Here is a 16,210-nt window from a genome sequence, read left to right as displayed (position 1 = left end):
CGCCCCGCCCCTGTTCCCGCCTCCGCAAGCGGAACGCAGGGGATTTCCCCGATGTACGGGTCGCTTCCCGGCGCCCACTGTGGGGGCCACCCCGGGCCGGTGCCGTACTTCCCCGCGACGTCTCCCGGAATCCCAGCGTGAGCCGTCTCCGTACGGCTCACGGCACGGCACCCGTTGTGGTCCCGCGGCGGGTGGTTCTCACGAGAAGCACGAGAAGAAGGGCTTCCCCCTCATGCGCAGACTCTCCCCCCGCGCGGTGACGGCCTCCGTCGCGGCGGCTGCCGCCCTCGCCGTCCTCGGCTCCCTGCCCGCGCACGCCGTGTCCGCCGCCCCGGAACCTCCCCCCGTCCCGCAGGACGTCCGCACCGCGATGATGCGTGACCTGCACCTGTCGGAATCCGGCCTCCAGCAGCGGATCTCCCAGGAGACCGACGCGGCCCGCACCGCGACGGCCGTACGAGCCCGGATCGGTGACCGGCTGGCGGGCATCTGGTTCGCGGCCGGCGACGGGCGGCTGCACGTCGCCGTCAGTACGGACGCCGACGCCGCCTCCGCGCGTGCCGCAGGTGCGGTCGTGCACCGCGCGGCCCACTCGCGGACCGCGGTCGACGACGTCCTGCGCTCCGTCTCCACGCGGGCGGCGGACGTGCCCGGCGTCCTGTCCTGGGGCCCGGACGCACGTGCGAACCGGGTGGAGGTCACCGTCGACCCGGCCAGGGCGACCCCGGCCACCGCCGCCTTCACCGCCACCCTCGCCACCTTCGGAGACGTCGTACGCGTCGTCGAGTCCAAGGACGTACCGCGGCAGCAGGCGGGAAACGTCCTGGGCGGTGAGAAGTGGGTGCCCGGCACCGAGAGCCCGTGCTCCATAGGGTTCCCCGTCACCCGGACGAGCGGCGGCACGAAAGCCTTCCTGACGGCAGGTCACTGCACCAACGACGTCAACCAGGCCGCCTACGGCAAGGACGGCACCCGCGTCGGCACCTCGAACAAGAACGGCACCGGCAGCGTCAACGCCCGCGAGGGCGACATGGGCATCGTGGACGTCGACCAGGCCGGCTGGAACCTCTCCGGGACCGTCAGCGGCTGGGGCAAGGGCGACGTGCCCGTCACCGGTTCCGCCGAAGCCGTCGTCGGCACCGCGGTCTGTCGCTCCGGCCAGACCAGCGGATTCCAGTGCGGCGAGGTCACCAAGGTCAACCAGAGCGTCGACTACGGCAGCGTCGTCATCGACGGCCTGTCGTACTCCAACGCCTGCTCGTCCGGCGGCGACTCGGGCGGCAGTTACGTCACCGCGACCGGCGGCAAGGCGGTCGGCCTGCACTCCGGCGGCGGCAGCGCCACCTGCAGCGGCGGCAGCGGCGAGAAGTTCACCATCTTCCAGCCCGTCAACGAAGCACTGGGCAAGTTCGGTGCCGGCCTGGTGACCTCAGCCCCGCAGCCGGGCGAGGTCACCGTCTCCGCCGTCAGCAACCAGAACACCGTGGTCAACACAGCGGTCGAGGTCCGCAACAGCGCCGAGGGTGGCACCGCCCCCTACACCTGGAGCGCCACCGGCCTCCCTGCGGGCCTGTCCATCGCCCCCGCCACCGGCACCATCAGCGGCGCCCCGACCACCGCCGGCACCTCCAAGGTGACGGTCACCGCCACCGACAACGCCAAGAAGACCGGGAGCACCAGCTTCACCTGGACCGTCGGTACGGCTTCCGGGACCAACCCGGTCCTGGCCAACCCGGGCAGCCAGAACGTCTACATCGGCCGCCAGGTCAACCTGCCGCTCACCGTGACCGGCGGCACCGCCCCGTACACCTTCGGCGCCACCGGTCTGCCCGCCGGCCTGACCGTCAACGCCGCGACCGGACTGATCTCCGGATCCCCCACCACCTGGGGCTTCCGCACCGCCGTGCTGTCGGTGACCGACGCCGCGGGCAAGACCTCGCGGGTCAACGTCTCCTTCACCGTGTGGTCCTGATCAGTTTCGCCGTGGGTTCCTGACCGGCTTCGACGTGTGGTCCTGATCAGTTTCGCCGAGGGGTCCTGACCAGTCTCCGCACAGCGCCGCACCGGCCGCGAAAATGCGGCCGGTGCGGCGCTGGGTTCCTTGTCGGGAGCGCCTACCTGGCGCTCGGTACCGCGTCCTTCGTGCCCCTGCTCTGGGCCGGAAGCGAAGCCTCCGCCGACCTGCCGACGGGGGCCGGGTCCGTGGCCGACCAGCGGCCGCCTGGATCCTGCTCGACCAGCCCGCACCTGGACAGCCCGTCCAGGTGCTTGGCGACGGTGCGCGCCGTGAAACCGACGGCCTCGCTGAGGTCCTCCGTCGTGGCACCCGCGGATCCGCTGTCGTGCAAGCAGGTCAGCGTGCGCTGCGCGTGCCTGCTCAGGCCGTCCGCGAGCGCCTGCTCCACGCCGGCGGCCGGCCGGGGGACCATGGCAGCCGGACGGGCTGCCTCGGCCGGGGCCCGAACGGCGGCGGGCGCGCGGCCGGGCCCGTCCTTGCGCCGGTCAACGGGGGTCACGGGCCGGGGAGTCCGGTTCACCCGACGGTGCTTGCGGCCCTTCTGCTTGTTGTTCCTGCTCGTACGGCTCAACACGATCTCCTTCGATGTACGAACGGTCACTCGATCCAACGAAGCAGTGCGTCAGGGGAATCGACGGTTGACGCGTTTTTCTGAACAATCACTGGGCCGGACGAACGGAGGACGCGGCCACCGTGCGCCCGGACGGCTGCCCGCAAGGCCCCCGTGAGCATGGCCCCGCGCGGGCCGGGGCACCCATGCTGCGTGAACCACGCAGACGCGACACCTCCGCCGCACACCGAGGACGGCCACCACGTACTGATCAAGGGCCGGCGCTGGCGTGCCACGGACCCCGCCCTCCCCGACGACGAGGCCCAGCGCCTGCGCAAGCACCTGATGGCGGCGCGTCGTGCTGTCGGCGCCGCGCTGCGGGCCGGGGACACCACCGCCGAGAAGGCGGCCCGTGCCCGCGTCCAGACGGCCAAGGTCGCGCTGGGGGAGCGCGGCACGCCCTGGTGGGAGCAGTCCGACGAGGAGCGCCGCGCGCGGTGGGAGGAGGGCCTGGCGGAACTGGACTCCGGCACTTCGCAAGGTCAGAAGGCGTAGCGAAGCCGTAGCCAGGGCGTGCGGGCCTCCACGAGGCCGCGCAGGGTCTCCACGGCCGCGGCCTTCACCGTGTTCCGGTAGCGCACGTTCATGCTGCCGTTCTCGGACCGTTTGGGCTGCTGGATCCCGGGCTGCCACAACGCGTCCTCGGCGCGCGGGTGCCAGCCGAGGTTGATCTCGTGCAGGTCCTGGTTGTGCGTGAGCATGATGACCTCGGCCGCGGCCTGGTCCTTGACCCGCTGCGGCAGCACGTCGTCCATGGTGCGCAGGAGCGTGTCCCACGCCTCCTTCCAGCCCGGCCGGATCACCACGGGGGAGAGGTTGAAGTGGACCTCGTACCCGGCGTCCAGGAAGTCCGCCGCGGCTGCGAGCCGCTCCGGCACCGGGCTGGTGCGGATGTCGAGGAGCCGGGAGTCGTCCGGCGGCATCACGGAGAACCGGATCCGGGTGCGGCCCCGCGGGTCGAGGCGCAGCAGGTCCTGGTTGACGAACTTGGTGGCGAAGGAGGCCTTGGCTGCGGGCCACTCGCGGAAGGCCCGCACCAGGTCGGCGGTGTTGTCGCTGATCAGATCGTCGACCGAGCAGTCGCCGTTCTCCCCGATGTCGTAGACCCAGGAGTACTCGTCGCACTGGTTGGGCTCGCGTTTGGGGCCGAGCGCCGTGAGGTGGCGCTCCAGGTGGTGCAGCACGCGGTCGACGTTGGTGAAGACGGTGATCGGGTTGGCGAACCCCTTGCGGCGCGGTACGTAGCAGTAGGCGCAGGCCATGGCGCATCCGTTGGAGAGCCCCGGGGCGATGTAGTCGGCCGAGCGCCCGTTGGGCCGGACGGTGAAGGACTTGCGTTCGCCCAGCACCAGGGTCGTGCTCTTGATCCGTACCCAGCGTTCGACGCTGCCCTCGTTGCCGTGCAGGGCGGGGATCCGCCAGTGCGAGGCGACCTCGGTGAGCCGGGCGCCGGGGAACCTGGCGATGATCTGCTGCCCCCTGGCGGAACCCGCGGCGCCCGGTTCGGCGAGGATCTCGCGGACGTCGAGCATCCGCCGGGCCCGCTCGCTGCCCCTGCACGGGTCGGGCCCCCACGGCTCGTCCCCCGCGGCCGGCGGGGCCGCCGCCGCCAGCTCGTCCCACCCGAACAGGGGCTCGGCCGAGCCCGCCGCGTCTTCCGCACGCTCTGGCACTTCGCCTCCGGGGGTATATGGACGGCCATCGTCCAGTTTACGGAGGGCGCCCCCACCCCGCGTGCGGCCGAGCGGGGCGGGGGCGCGGCATTCCCAGCAGGTCAGCCCCTGCGGAACCTCAGCGTCCGCAGCAGGCCAGCCCCTGCCGAACCGCGGCGCCCCCCTAGCAGACGTCAGCCCCTGCGGAACCTCAGCGTCCGCAGTTCGAACGGGCGCAGTTCCACCGGCACCCCGCCGCCGTCCACCGCCACCGGCTCCGCGCCGTCGAGCGGGCGTTCCAGCAGGTCGGTGGCGACCACGTCCGAGGCCGGGAAGCCCGGCGTGAGGAGCGCGCGGGCCCGGCCGCCGTTCGCCTCGTGGAACCGGACCACCACGTCACCGCTGCCGTCGTCCGCCAGCTTCAGCGCGGTCACCACGACCGCGTCGTCGTCCAGCGAGACCAGCGGGGCGACCTCGCCCGCACCGCTCAGCGCGCGCTCCGGCAGGTTCACCCGCCAGCCCTCGCGGACCGCGTCCCCGATCGTGGCGCCCGGCACCAGCGAGTGCCGGAAGCGGTGCACGCCCTGGTCGGTCTCCGGGTCGGGGAAACGCGGGGCGCGCAGCAACGAGGCCCGCAGGGTGGTGGTCGTTCCGCCGTCCTCCTCGGCGCCGTCCCGCACGGTGCGGGTCACGTCGTGCCCGTACGTCGAGTCGGTGACCAGCGCGACACCCCAGCCGGGCTCCTCCATGTGCACGAAGCGGTGGTTGCACGCCTCGAACTTGGCGGCCTCCCACGAGGTGTTGGTGTGCGTCGCCCGGTGGAAGTGCCCGAACTGGGTCTCCGACGCGTACCGCTCCGCGTGCACGTCCAGCGGGAACGCCAGCTTCAGGAACTTCTCCGTCTCGTGCCAGTCGACCTCGGTGTCGATGTCCAGACGGCGCGAGCCGGGCCGCAGGCTCAGCACCTGGGTGGCCCTCGACGCGCCGAAGGAGCGCACGACCCGTACCGCCGCGACACCTTCCTCCGATTCCTCCGACGGCACGGGGCCGACCTCGTCCGCGTCCGTAAGATCCGTCACCGTGTTGCGGTAGAAGGCGTCGACGTCCCAGGCGTCCCACATGTTGGGGAAGTCCGGGTGGATCTGGAGCAGGTTCGCGGGCGCGCCGGGCGCCACCGTCTCCCGGCCGGCGGCGATGTCGTACGCGGAGACCACCAGCCCGCGCGTGTCGACGACGACCTGCAGCAGCCCGTTGTCCAGTACGAACGAACCGTCCTCGCCGTCGCCGAGCCGCGCGGCCCCGGCCCGTACGGCCGCCGCTGCGCCGCCCGCGGGCACGCCGTCCCGGTCGTGCGGCGCCGCGTTGAAGACCAGCGGTGTGCTGCCCTCGCCCGCCAGCGCGCGCTGTGCGCCGTCGACGATCGCGGTCAGCTCCGCGGCCACCTTCCGGTACGTGGCCTCCGCCTCGCGGTGCACCCAGGCGATGGACGAGCCGGGCAGGATGTCATGGAACTGGTGCAGCAGCACCGTCTTCCAGATCCGGTCCAACTCCGCGTACGGGTATGGGAATCCACTGCGGACCGCCGCGGTGGCCGCCCACAGCTCCGCCTCCCGCAACAGGTGCTCGCTGCGCCGGTTGCCCTGCTTGGTGCCCGCCTGGCTGGTCAGCGTCGCGCGGTGCAGCTCCAGGTACAGCTCGCCCACCCACACCGGCGGCTTCGGGTACTCGGCCTGCGCCTTCTCGAAGAACTCCGCGGGGGTGCCCCACTCGACGCGCGCCGAGCCCTCCAGGTCCTTCAGCCGTGCCGCCTTGGCGATCATCTCGCGGGTGGTGCCGCCACCGCCGTCGCCCCAGCCGGTCGGTGCGAGGGAGTTGCGGGCGACGCCCTTGTCCTTGAAGTTCTTCGCCGCGTGGGCGATCTCGCTGCCCTTCATCGAGCAGTTGTAGGTGTCGACGGGCGGGAAGTGCGTGAAGATCCGGGTGCCGTCGATGCCCTCCCACTGGAAGGTGTGGTGCGGGAACTTGTTCACCTGCGACCACGAGATCTTCTGCGTGAGCAGCCACTTGGCGCCCGACGCCTTGATGATCTGCGGCAGCCCGGCCGCGAAGCCGAAGGTGTCCGGCAGCCACGCCTCGTCGTTCTCCACCCCGAACTCGTCGAGGAAGAACCGCTTGCCGTGCACGAACTGACGGGCCATCGCCTCCGAGCCCGGCATGTTGGTGTCGGCCTCCACCCACATGCCGCCGGTCGGCACGAACCTGCCGTCCGCGACGGCGGCGACGACCTTCGTCCACACCTCGGGCCGGTGCTCCTTGATCCACGCCCACTGCTGGGCCTGCGACATCGCGAACACGAAGTCCGGCTCGTCCTCAAGGAGCGCCGTCATGTTGGACGTCGTACGCGCCACCTTGCGGACCGTCTCCCGCAGCGGCCACAGCCACGCCGAGTCGATGTGCGCGTGCCCGACGGCGGTGACGCGGTGCGCGGACGGCTCGGCCGGCCGGGACAGCACCTCCTCAAGCAGCGAACGGGCCGCCGCCGCGGTGCCGTTCACGTCCTGGAGGTCGACCGCGTCCAGCGCCCGGTCCACCGCCCGCAGGATGTCGTAGCGGCGCGCGGAGTCCACCGGCAGCTCCGCCATCAGCTCGCCCAGCACCTCCAGGTCGATCGCCAGCTGCCACACCGCCTCGTCGAAGACGGCGAGATCCATGCGCTCCAGGCGGTACAGCGGGTTGCTGTGCGAGGTCTCGATGTCACCCAGCTGGGTGGGCAGGAAGGGGTGGTAGTCCAGCAGTACGGGGTTGGAAGCGCCCTCGATCCGCAGCTCGACCTTCTCGCCGCCTGTCACCGGGGCGCCGATCCGCACCCACTGGTTGCGCGGGTTCAGGCCCTTCACCGGGGTGCCGTCGGGGCGGTAAACGAGGCCCTCGCACTGGAAACCCGGCATGTTCTCGTCGAAGCCGAGGTCGAGGATCGCCTCGACACACCGGCCCGCCCACTCCTCGGGCACCGTCCCGGTCACCCGGAACCAGCTCGTCCCCCACGGCTTGCCCCACATGTCGCCCACCGCGATCGGCCGCGGCTCGGCCGCCAGGCCCTCCTCGACGGGCACCGGCTCGCCGGGCGTGTCCCACACGGCGACTTCCAGGGCCACCGACTCGGGGTATACGGCAGGGCGGATGCGCTCGTCGAGTACGCGCCTGAGACGGGCCTCGACCAGTCCGCGGTCGTCGTGCATGGGTGGATCTCCTTCGGTGAGCTGCGATGCGGCCGGGTGCCGGTAGTGCCGGTGGTGCCGGAGTGTCGATGGTGTTACGGGAGTACCGGTGGTACGAGCGTGCTTGGTACGGCGTGTGGGGAGCGTCAGGCGACCTGTTCCACGGTGACCACCTCGGTGATGCCCCGCGCCGCCAGGTGCTCCGGGTCGGCCGCGCGCGAGGCGAGCACCGTGGTGGGCCTCGCGCCGTCCGCAGCGAGCCGGAAGAACGCCTCGTAGAAGGCGCCGCCCGGCGCGCACACCGACCGGGCCGGGGTGGTCACGCTGTCACCCGCGTCCACGACCAGGGCGGTGGTACGGGGCGCAGGCGCGAAGGTGCGCGTCCCGTCGGCGTACTCACGGGCGTACCGCTCCAGCACCCGCGCCGTGTCCTTCGGCTCGCGGTCGTTGGTGAGCACGCCGAGCCCGTACTCCAGCTCGGGGAAGTCCGCCAGGGACCGCGACACGTCGTGCGAGCACCACCAGGTGACGCCCCACAGCCGCGGGCAGTCCAGCGCGGCCCGCAGCGTCGCGTCGGTGAACTCGGCGGCGTGCTCCGGCGGCACCAGCGGGGCCGGCGCGCCCACCTCCTGGAGCCACACCGGGCGGAGCGGGTCACCGGCCCACGCCTGCGACAGTTCCACCAGGTAGGCGGCGTGGTGCTCGCTGGGCACCGAGGCGCGGCCGTGCAGCTGGGCGGTGCCGTTGAAGACCCAGGAGTGCACCGCCGTCATCGCGCCGTGCCGGGCGGCCTGCTCGGGGGTGAAGGGCATGTCGTCCTGGTACCAGGTCGCGTCGTACTCGGCGTGCAGGTGCGGGAGGCCGGGGGCGCCCTCCTCGCAGGCGGCGAGCATCCGGGCCAGCCACGCGTCTATCTGCCCGGTGGTGGCCCGGTCCGGGTCGGGGTGCGGGTCGGCGGCGAACTGGTTGATCTCGTTGCCGACGGTCATGCCGATGAAGTTGGGCCGGTCGGACAGCGCCTCGGCGAGCGTCCTCAGGTACTCCGCCTGGCCCGCGACGACGTCCGGGTCGGTGAAGAGGTTGCGGCGGTGCCAGGTGCGGGTCCAGGCGGGCAGGAAGTCGAAGCTGGACAGGTGGCCCTGGAGCCCGTCGACGTTGACGTCGAGGCCGAACTCGGCCGCCGCGTCCGCCATGTCGAGCAGCTGCTCGACCGCCCGCGGCCGGATCAGGGACCGGTTGGGCTGGAAGTAGGGCCACAGCGGGAAGACCCGGACATGGTCGAGGCCGAGCGCGGCGATCGACTCCAGGTCGGCGCGGACGGCACCCGGGTCGTAGTCGAGCCAGTGGTGGAACCAGCCCTGACTGGGGGTGTAGTTGACGCCGAAGCGGGGTGCGGCCATGGGGGGACTCCGTAACGGGTGACAGGTGGCGGCGGGTGTGCGGGGGCAGTGGGCGCTCAGCCCTTGACCGCGCCCTCGCCGACGCCGCGGAAGAAGAAGCGCTGCAGGCAGGCGAACATCACGATCAGCGGGGCGACGGCGATGACGGTGCCCGCCGCGACCACGCGCTGGTTGTTGGCGAAGGTGCCGTGCAGGAAGTTGAGTCCCACGGTGAGGGTGAAGTTGTCGGAGTCCGACAGCACGATGAGCGGCCAGAGGAAGTCGTCCCAGGCACCCATGAAGGAGAAGATCGCGACGACGGCGAGGGTGCCCTTGACCGCGGGCAGGGCGATCCTGGTGAAGCGCTGCCACACGTTGGCGCCGTCGACGACGGCGGCTTCCTCGATCTCGTACGGGATCGCACGGAAGGCGTTGCGCATGAGCAGCACGTTCATCGCGCCGATGCAGCCGGGCAGCACCACCGAGACGAGGGTGTCGTTCAGTTCGAGGGTGCGCATGGTCGCGAACTGGGCGATCATGATCGCTTCCATCGGTACCAGCAGCGCCGCCACGAACACCAGCGAGGCGATGCCGCGTCCCCTGAAGTGGAGCCTGGCGAGCGCGTACCCGGCCATGGAGGCGCCGACGATGTTCGTCAGGACGTTGGAGACGGCGACCTTGAGGGAGTTCAGGATGTAGTCCCAGACCGGGATGATCTCCGCGACGCCCTTGTAGTTGTCCAGCGTCGGGTGCTGCGGCAGCAGTTGGGGCGGGGAGGTGAAGATGTCCTCGGTGGCTCCCTTGAGCGACGTGGACAGCTGCCACAGGAACGGCCCGATCATGACCAGCAGCACCAGGGTCAGCGCCAGGTAGCGGATCACCGACCGCCAGGCGGGTGTCCGGCGGCCGGGGGCGTGGGGGCGCACGGGGCGGGGGCCGGACTTGCTTACGGGCGCCGGGGCCGCGGGGGAGTCGGTGGTGGTGGTCATCAGTCCTTGTCCTTCCGGTCGGCCCGCATCACGAACAGCATCAGGATCAGCGTCAGCACGAACAGCGTGATCGAGATCGCGGAGGCGTACCCGGTGCGTCCCTGGAGCCCGGTGCCGACCCGCTGGATCAGCATCACGAGCGTGGTGTCCTGGCCGCCGGGGCCGCCCGTCGGGCCGGCGATCATGAAGACCTCGGAGAAGACCTTGAAGGCGGAGACCGAGGACAGCGCACCGACCAGGACCATGGTCGGGCGGACCGCGGGGACCGTGATGGCGAAGAAGCGGCGGACCGGGCCCGCGCCGTCGACCTCGGCGGCCTCGTGCAGCTCACGGGGCACGTTGGTCAGCGCGGCCAGGTAAATGATCATGTAGTAGCCGAGGCCCTTCCAGACCGTCAGCAGCATCGAGCTCAGCAGCAGCAGCCACTGGTCGGACAGGAAGGGCACCGGGTCGACGCCGAGCATCCGAAGGACGCCGTTGATGAAGCCCCGGTCGTCCAGCATCCACACCCAGATCAGGGCGACGACCACGACGGACGCCACCACGGGGGTGTAGTAGGCGGACCGGAAGAACGCGATGCCCGGCACGTGCTTCTGCACCAGCAGCGCCAGCAGCAGCGGCAGGAACACCAGCAGCGGCACCACCACGGCCACGTACAGCGCGCTGTTGCGCAGCGCCACCCAGAACTGCTCGTCACCGAACAGGGCCTGGAAGTTGGCGAGGCCCACGAACTTCCCCTCGGTGAGGGTGCGGGCGTCGGTGAGGGACTTGCCCACCGTCGAGAAGAACGGATAGAGGTTGAACGCCAGGGTGATCAGCAGGCCGGGCGCCAGGAACAGCCAGGGGCTGTAGGCCCGGTGGGTGTGCGGCCCGCCCCGCCCGCCGCCGCGCCCGGAGGCGGGACGGCGGCGGGCGGGGGATTCGCCTGCGGGCGCGGCAGGGGCCACGGGGGCCGTCGCGGGGGAGGTGCTCACGAGAGGTCGCCGTCCGTCAGTTCTGTACGAGGAGCTTGTTCATCTGCTCCACGGCGCTGTCCAGCGCGGCCTGCGGACTCGCCTTGCCGGTGAAGCACTTGGCTATCTCGTTGCGCAGGATCGTCTTCATCTCGTCGCTGAACAGCACCGGTGTGTAGTTCACCGCGCCGGGCAGCATCTTGGCCGACGCGACCCGGATCTTGCCCTCCTCGGTGCCGTCCTCCTTGGTCCAGTACTCCTTCTCCAGGGAGCCCTTGGTGGAGGGGAAGACCGCGACCTCGTGCCCGAACGCCTCCTGGTTCTTGCGGTCGGTGACGAAGTGCGCGAAGGCGACGGCGGTGGCGGCGTTCTTGCTCTGCGAGTTCACCGACAGTCCCTGCAAGTACATGTTCTGCTTGCCGGTGTTGGTGGGTACGTCGGTGATGCCGAGGTTGTCGTACAGCGACGGGGCGTTCTTCTTGAAGTTGTCCAGGTCGTGCGCGCTGCCCGGGTTCATCGCCAGTTCCTGCTGGAGGAACTTGGTACCCGTCGAGTCGTCCTTGAGCGTCAGCGTCTGCTTGTGCAGACCGCCGTCGTCGTACAACTTCTTGTACCTGGTGAGGAGTTCGACGCCCTTGCTGCTGTTGAGCGTGAACTTCTTCCCGTCCTTGTCCATCGCCTCGACGCCGTAGCGCCCGAAGTCCTCGATGGTCGGCGGCTGGCCGAGGGTGGCCTTGCCCTTCTTCGCGAGCTGCTCGGCCGTGGCGAACAGCTCGTCGAAGGTCTTCGGCGGCTTCTGCGGGTCGGCGCCGCCGTCCTTGAACATCGTCTTGTTGTAGAAGAGCGGCCCGCTGTTGAGGTACCAGGGGAAGGAGTACGTGCCGTCCATGCCCGGCATCGCGAAGCCCTGCCACGCGCCTTCCAGGTACTCGGACCTGAACTTCGAGGCGACCTTGTCCTTGTCCAGGTTGAGCAGCAGCCCCGCCTGCGCCAGCGGGTAGGCCAGGTCGGGGGAGAGGTTGACGACGTCCGGCAGCGAGCCGGCCGAGGCGTCGGCGCTCAGCTTGTCGGCGTAGTTGTCGGCCGGCTGGTCCACCCAGTCGACCTTCGTACCCGGGTACTGCTTCTCGAAGTCCTTGATGACGCCTTCGAAGTAGCCCTTGAAGTTCGCCCGGAGGTTCCAGGTCTGGAACTTGACGGTGCCCGCTATCTTGCCGTCGGTGGACGACGCCGCTCCGTCACCGCCCCCGCCGCCGCACGCGGTGACGACGGAGAGACAGAGGACCGTACCGAGACCGACGGCTGCCCGGATCGCGACGCTGCGACGAATGGACATGGGTGACCTACTCCTTGCCTGGGTTCCTGCCTGGTGCGAGAAGCTCGGCGACAGCCTGTAATGCGATTTCCTTTACGTCAACGCTCGATAAACTCGCCGAATTTTCAAAACCGCAGGTCAGAGGCGCTAAAAAGAGCTAAATTCTCTAAACTTCGGATCCCCGCACCGCATAGGGTGAGCAATAGCAGGGGCGCGACGACGGCGCCCGGGAGCGACGACCCGAGGGGATTACTGCCGTATGAAGCACCGCTTCGGCGACTGGGAGCCGGTGGCGGTCCCGCCGCCCCGCATACCGACGCTCAAGGAGGTCGCCCGGGAGGCGGGGGTCTCCACCAGCGCGGTGTCCTTCGCCCTCAACAACCGCCCCGGCGTCTCGGCGGCCACCCGCCGCAGGGTCATCGAGGTCGCCGAGCGGCTGGGGCGGGGCACCGGCCGCGGCGGCGGCGCGGCCACGGCCGAGCGGTCCAGGGCGATCGGGATGGTGCTGGCCCGCCCGGCCGGCAGCCTCGGCGTCGAGGCGTTCTTCCTCCAGGTGGTCTCCGGCATCCAGGCCGGTCTGGCCCCGCACGGCCACGCCCTGGTCTTCCAGATGGTCGACGACATCGAGGCCGAGTGCGACCTGTACCGGCGCTGGTGGGCCGAGGGCCGCGTCGACGGCGTGATCGTGGTCGACCCCAGGGTGAGCGACCCGCGCCCGGACGTGCTGTCGGTGCTGGGACTGCCCGCGGTCGTGGTCGGCGCCATGGACACCCCGGGCGCCGCGCGGCCCGGCTCGGCCAGGACGACGCCCGCACCGGTACTCGGTTCCGGGCGCGGGGCCCGGCTCTCCAACCTCTGGGCGGACGACGCGGGTGCGATGGACCTGATCATCCATCACCTGTACGAGCTCGGGCACCGCCGCATCGCCCACATGGCAGGCCCGCCGGGACTGGCCCACACGGCCCGCAGGATCGCCTCGCTGCGGGCCACCGCGCGCCGCCTCGGCCTCGATCACACGGTCTCGGTGACCACCGACTTCACCGACCGGCAGGGCGCCAAGGCGGCCCGCCGGCTCCTCTCGGGAGCCATGCGGCCCACCGCACTCATCTGCCACAACGAGGTGATGGCGGTCGCGGCGGCCGGTGTCGCCAGCGAACGCGGACTGCGCATCCCGCACGACGTGTCCGTGGTGTCCTGGGAGGACTCGGCGATCTGCCGCACCTATCACCCGCGGATCACCGCGCTGTCGCGTGAGCCCGGGGCGTTCGGACTCCGGGCGGCCACCGAGGTGCTCGGCCTCCTCGCCGGCTCCGCCCCGCGGTTCATCCAGGAGCCGCTGCCCCGCCTGGAACCGCGCGAGAGCACGGCGCCGCCCCCGAAACCCTAGGCCCGGTCCCCGGCCACGTCGGCGGTGGCGCGCAGCAGGTTGTGGTCGGACACCTTGCGTTCGAGCCTGCGCGCGTCCGCCCGGACGCGCGGGAAGTCGCCCTCGCTGAAGAAGACGTAGTCGAGCTTCCGGTTGCCGAAGGTCGGCTCGCCCGAGCGGCAGCGTTCGTGCCGCGCGGGGTCGCACACCCTGCGGTCGAAGTACCGCGCGTCGCGTTCGTCGCCCTCGACGAACTGGCCGCGCCCCGGGGTGACGGTGCCGCCCCCGTAGAACTCACCCATCTCGCCGGTGAGCGGACTGGCGTTGAAGTCGCCGGCGAGGACAACCGGCCGGCCCTGGGACCGCCAGGTGCGGGCCTGCGCGGCCAGGGCGCGGGCCTGCGCCGCTCTTGGCTCCTGCTCCTGCCAGTACAGGTGCACCGAGCAGGCCCAGTTGTCCACGCCGTGCGAGGTGCTGCGGACGCACGGCACCTTGATGCGCTCGGGCTCCACGCCCTGGGTGAGGTCCAGCACCAGAGTGTCCTGGATCTTCGCCCGGACCAGGACGGCGACCCCGTAGTCCTTCTTGCGGCAGTCGACGCGCTTGTTCTCCGTGGAGGTGAAGAAGCCGGTGAACCCGTGCGGTGCCAGTCGGGCGAGTACCTCGTCGTACTGGTCCTTGCACACCTCCTGCAGGTGGACCTGGTCGGCCTGCCAGGCCCCCTCGACCGCCTGAGTGGCCACGACGTCCACCCGGCGGCGGTCGTCGTACCCCGCGGGCGCCAGGCATGACGCACCGCAGATGTTGTACGTCATGACCCGCAGGGCCGTGGGTTCCGCGGCCGGTGCGGGGGCGCCGGGCGAAGCGGCACCCAGGAGCGCCGGGACGACGAGTGCCGTGGCCAGCGAGACGGTCAGGAACAGCGAGGAACGGCGCATGGGACCTCCTGGGAAAGGGGGGTGACGGAGCGTCGGAAGACAGCTCCTGTGCACATGACCCCGGGAGCCGCTCGCGTACCGGTCCGGCGCGAACACCACACGAATGGGAGCTCCGCGCGGTGTCCCCGGGGTGGTCCGGGTATCGCCGGGAGATCATCGGGTAGTCGATCACGAGGCGGGCGGCCTGCCGCCCGCACCGTGGGCGAGAGGGCGCACGGACCTGACCTGACCGAACGGCACGAGGGCGGACTTGACTGATGGCGGACGGACCGAAGACCGACGGACGGGGCACGGGCGGCATGCTGGAGGAGGACCTGTACCGCTTCGAGGAACTGCTGGACGACACCGAGCGCAAGACCCTGCACCAGGTCCGTGATTTCCTGCGCGACGAGGTCGCCCCGCACGCGGACACCTGGTGGGGGAAGGCGGCGTTCCCGCACCACCTGATCCCACGCTTCGGCGAGCTGGGCATCGCCGGGCTCGCGTACGAGGAGTGCGGCACCAGCACGTCGAGCAGCCTGCTCAGCGGCTTCGTCGCACTGGAGATGGCCCGCGTCGACGCGTCGATCGCCACGTTCTACGGAGTGCACGCGGGGCTCGCCATGGGCAGCATCGCCCGGTGCGGATCGGCGGAGCAGCGCCGCAGGTGGCTCCCCGCGATGGGGCGGATGGAGCAGATCGGGGCGTTCGCGCTGACCGAGCCCCAGGGCGGCTCCGACGTCGCGGCGGGTCTGCGGACCACCGCCAGGCGGGAGGGCGACACCTGGGTGCTCAACGGTGAGAAGCGATGGATCGGCAACGCCACCTTCGCGGACCTCGTGGTCGTCTGGGCCAGGGAGGAGGGCGGGGACGGCGGTGTGCTCGGCTTCGTGGTCGAGAGCTCGACGCCCGGGTTCTCCGCGACCCTCATCGAGAACAAGATCGCGCTGCGTACCGTAGAGAACGCCGACGTCGTACTGACCGACTGCCGGGTGCCCGAGGCCAACAGGCTCCAGGAGGCCCACGGCTTCCGGGACACCGCCGACGTCCTGCGGCACACCCGCAGCGGTGTGGCGTGGGAGGCGGTGGGCGTGATGCTGGCCGCGTACCGCATCGCCCTGGACTACACCCGGGAGCGCGAGCAGTTCGGCGGTCCGGTCGCCCGTTTCCAGCTGGTGCAGGACTTGCTGGTGCGTATGATGAGCGACGCCACCTCCTGCCTGGGGATGGTGGTGCGCCTCGCGCAGCTGGAGGACGCGGGCACCTTCCGTGACGAACACTCGGCGATGGCGAAGGCCCACTGCACCACCCGGATGCGGGAGGTGGTGGGCTGGGGGCGTGAACTCCTGGCGGGCAACGGAATCGTGCTCGACTACAGCATCGGCCGCTTCGTCGCGGACGCCGAGGCGCTCTACTCGTACGAGGGGACCAGGGAGATCAACACCCTCATCACCGGCCGGGCGCTGACCGGCATCGGCGCCTTCGTCTGAGGGGCCGGGGGGCCGGGGCGGGGCGGGTCTGTCGGGCGTCGGCGGCGGACCTGTGCCGTGCCCCTCCGCCGGACCCCTCGCGCCGTGCCCCTCCGCCGGGCCCCTCGCGCCAGCCCCTCGCCTGTCGTCCGGCGCTCCGGGCATCCGGCGCCGCGGGCCCCCGGCCGGCCGCGGCGCCACGACCCGGTCGGGCCCCCGGGGGGGGGGGGGGGCGGGCCCCCCGCCGCGGGGGCGGCCCCCGGGCCGGGGGGGCGGCCGCAACGAACGGGCGCGCAGGCGGTTGTTACGGCGCGACTGGAAAAGA

Annotated in this window: 12 protein-coding genes; 4 read left to right on the top strand and 8 right to left on the bottom strand. The window is 71.3% G+C overall.

Going from position 1 to position 16,210, the window contains the following annotated elements:
• Window positions 1–232: 232 nt before the first annotated feature.
• Window positions 233–1,972 carry a putative Ig domain-containing protein gene (locus tag ACIQM4_RS30600; protein ID WP_401598242.1) on the top strand — a complete coding sequence of 580 codons (1,740 nt, stop codon included), beginning with the start codon at window positions 233–235 and terminating at the stop codon, window positions 1,970–1,972.
• Between the two features lie 142 nt (window positions 1,973–2,114).
• On the opposite strand, the gene ACIQM4_RS30595 is transcribed toward ACIQM4_RS30600, so the two are convergent.
• Complete coding sequence (locus tag ACIQM4_RS30595; RefSeq protein WP_401598241.1) at window positions 2,115–2,588, bottom strand: hypothetical protein; 474 nt, start codon at window positions 2,586–2,588, stop codon at window positions 2,115–2,117.
• A gap of 192 nt (window positions 2,589–2,780) precedes the next feature.
• Here ACIQM4_RS30595 and ACIQM4_RS30590 point away from each other — a divergent pair, with 192 nt between their 5' ends.
• On the top strand, window positions 2,781–3,122 hold the full coding sequence (locus ACIQM4_RS30590; RefSeq protein ID WP_401598239.1) for a hypothetical protein: 342 nt from the start codon (window positions 2,781–2,783) through the stop codon (window positions 3,120–3,122).
• Here the strand turns inward: ACIQM4_RS30590 and ACIQM4_RS30585 are convergent.
• The 6 genes from ACIQM4_RS30585 to ACIQM4_RS30560 all read right to left on the bottom strand — a co-directional run bounded on the left by ACIQM4_RS30585 (window position 3,110) and on the right by ACIQM4_RS30560 (window position 12,154).
• Window positions 3,110–4,300: a spore photoproduct lyase family protein gene (locus tag ACIQM4_RS30585; RefSeq protein WP_401598237.1), complete on the bottom strand. Its 1,191-nt coding sequence runs from the start codon at window positions 4,298–4,300 to the stop codon at window positions 3,110–3,112. The two genes, ACIQM4_RS30590 and ACIQM4_RS30585, sit on opposite strands and share 13 nt — an antisense overlap.
• 173 nt (window positions 4,301–4,473) lie before the next feature.
• Window positions 4,474–7,518: an alpha-mannosidase gene (locus ACIQM4_RS30580; protein ID WP_401598236.1), complete on the bottom strand. Its 3,045-nt coding sequence runs from the start codon at window positions 7,516–7,518 to the stop codon at window positions 4,474–4,476.
• Window positions 7,519–7,643: 125 nt separating this feature from the next.
• Window positions 7,644–8,897, bottom strand: a complete 1,254-nt coding sequence (locus tag ACIQM4_RS30575; RefSeq protein ID WP_401598234.1) for a glycosyl hydrolase — start codon at window positions 8,895–8,897, stop codon at window positions 7,644–7,646.
• A 56-nt stretch (window positions 8,898–8,953) separates the two neighbouring features.
• On the bottom strand, window positions 8,954–9,865 hold the full coding sequence (locus ACIQM4_RS30570) for a carbohydrate ABC transporter permease (RefSeq protein ID WP_401598233.1): 912 nt from the start codon (window positions 9,863–9,865) through the stop codon (window positions 8,954–8,956).
• Window positions 9,865–10,839, bottom strand: a complete 975-nt coding sequence (locus tag ACIQM4_RS30565) for a carbohydrate ABC transporter permease (RefSeq protein ID WP_401598231.1) — start codon at window positions 10,837–10,839, stop codon at window positions 9,865–9,867. The genes ACIQM4_RS30570 and ACIQM4_RS30565 overlap by 1 nt, the downstream gene beginning before the upstream one ends.
• Before the next feature lie 16 nt (window positions 10,840–10,855).
• The gene (locus ACIQM4_RS30560; RefSeq protein WP_401598230.1) at window positions 10,856–12,154 is read right to left on the bottom strand and encodes an ABC transporter substrate-binding protein; all 1,299 of its coding nucleotides are present in this window, start codon (window positions 12,152–12,154) and stop codon (window positions 10,856–10,858) included.
• A 238-nt stretch (window positions 12,155–12,392) separates the two neighbouring features.
• On the opposite strand from ACIQM4_RS30560, the gene ACIQM4_RS30555 reads away from it, so the two are divergent.
• Window positions 12,393–13,520, top strand: coding sequence for a LacI family DNA-binding transcriptional regulator (locus ACIQM4_RS30555; protein WP_401598228.1), 1,128 nt, complete (start codon window positions 12,393–12,395; stop codon window positions 13,518–13,520).
• Here the strand turns inward: ACIQM4_RS30555 and ACIQM4_RS30550 are convergent.
• A complete protein-coding gene (locus tag ACIQM4_RS30550) occupies window positions 13,517–14,437 on the bottom strand; it encodes an endonuclease/exonuclease/phosphatase family protein (protein WP_401598227.1) in 921 nt (306 codons plus the stop codon). The genes ACIQM4_RS30555 and ACIQM4_RS30550 overlap by 4 nt on opposite strands.
• Window positions 14,438–14,694: 257 nt before the next feature.
• On the opposite strand from ACIQM4_RS30550, the gene ACIQM4_RS30545 reads away from it, so the two are divergent.
• Window positions 14,695–15,906 carry an acyl-CoA dehydrogenase family protein gene (locus tag ACIQM4_RS30545; protein ID WP_401598226.1) on the top strand — a complete coding sequence of 404 codons (1,212 nt, stop codon included), beginning with the start codon at window positions 14,695–14,697 and terminating at the stop codon, window positions 15,904–15,906.
• Window positions 15,907–16,210: the final 304 nt, after the last annotated feature.

It is taken from the genome of Streptomyces sp. NPDC091272 (genome assembly GCF_044757485.1).
GTDB lineage: Bacteria > Actinomycetota > Actinomycetes > Streptomycetales > Streptomycetaceae > Streptomyces.
This window is presented reverse-complemented; position numbering and strand designations above follow the sequence as displayed.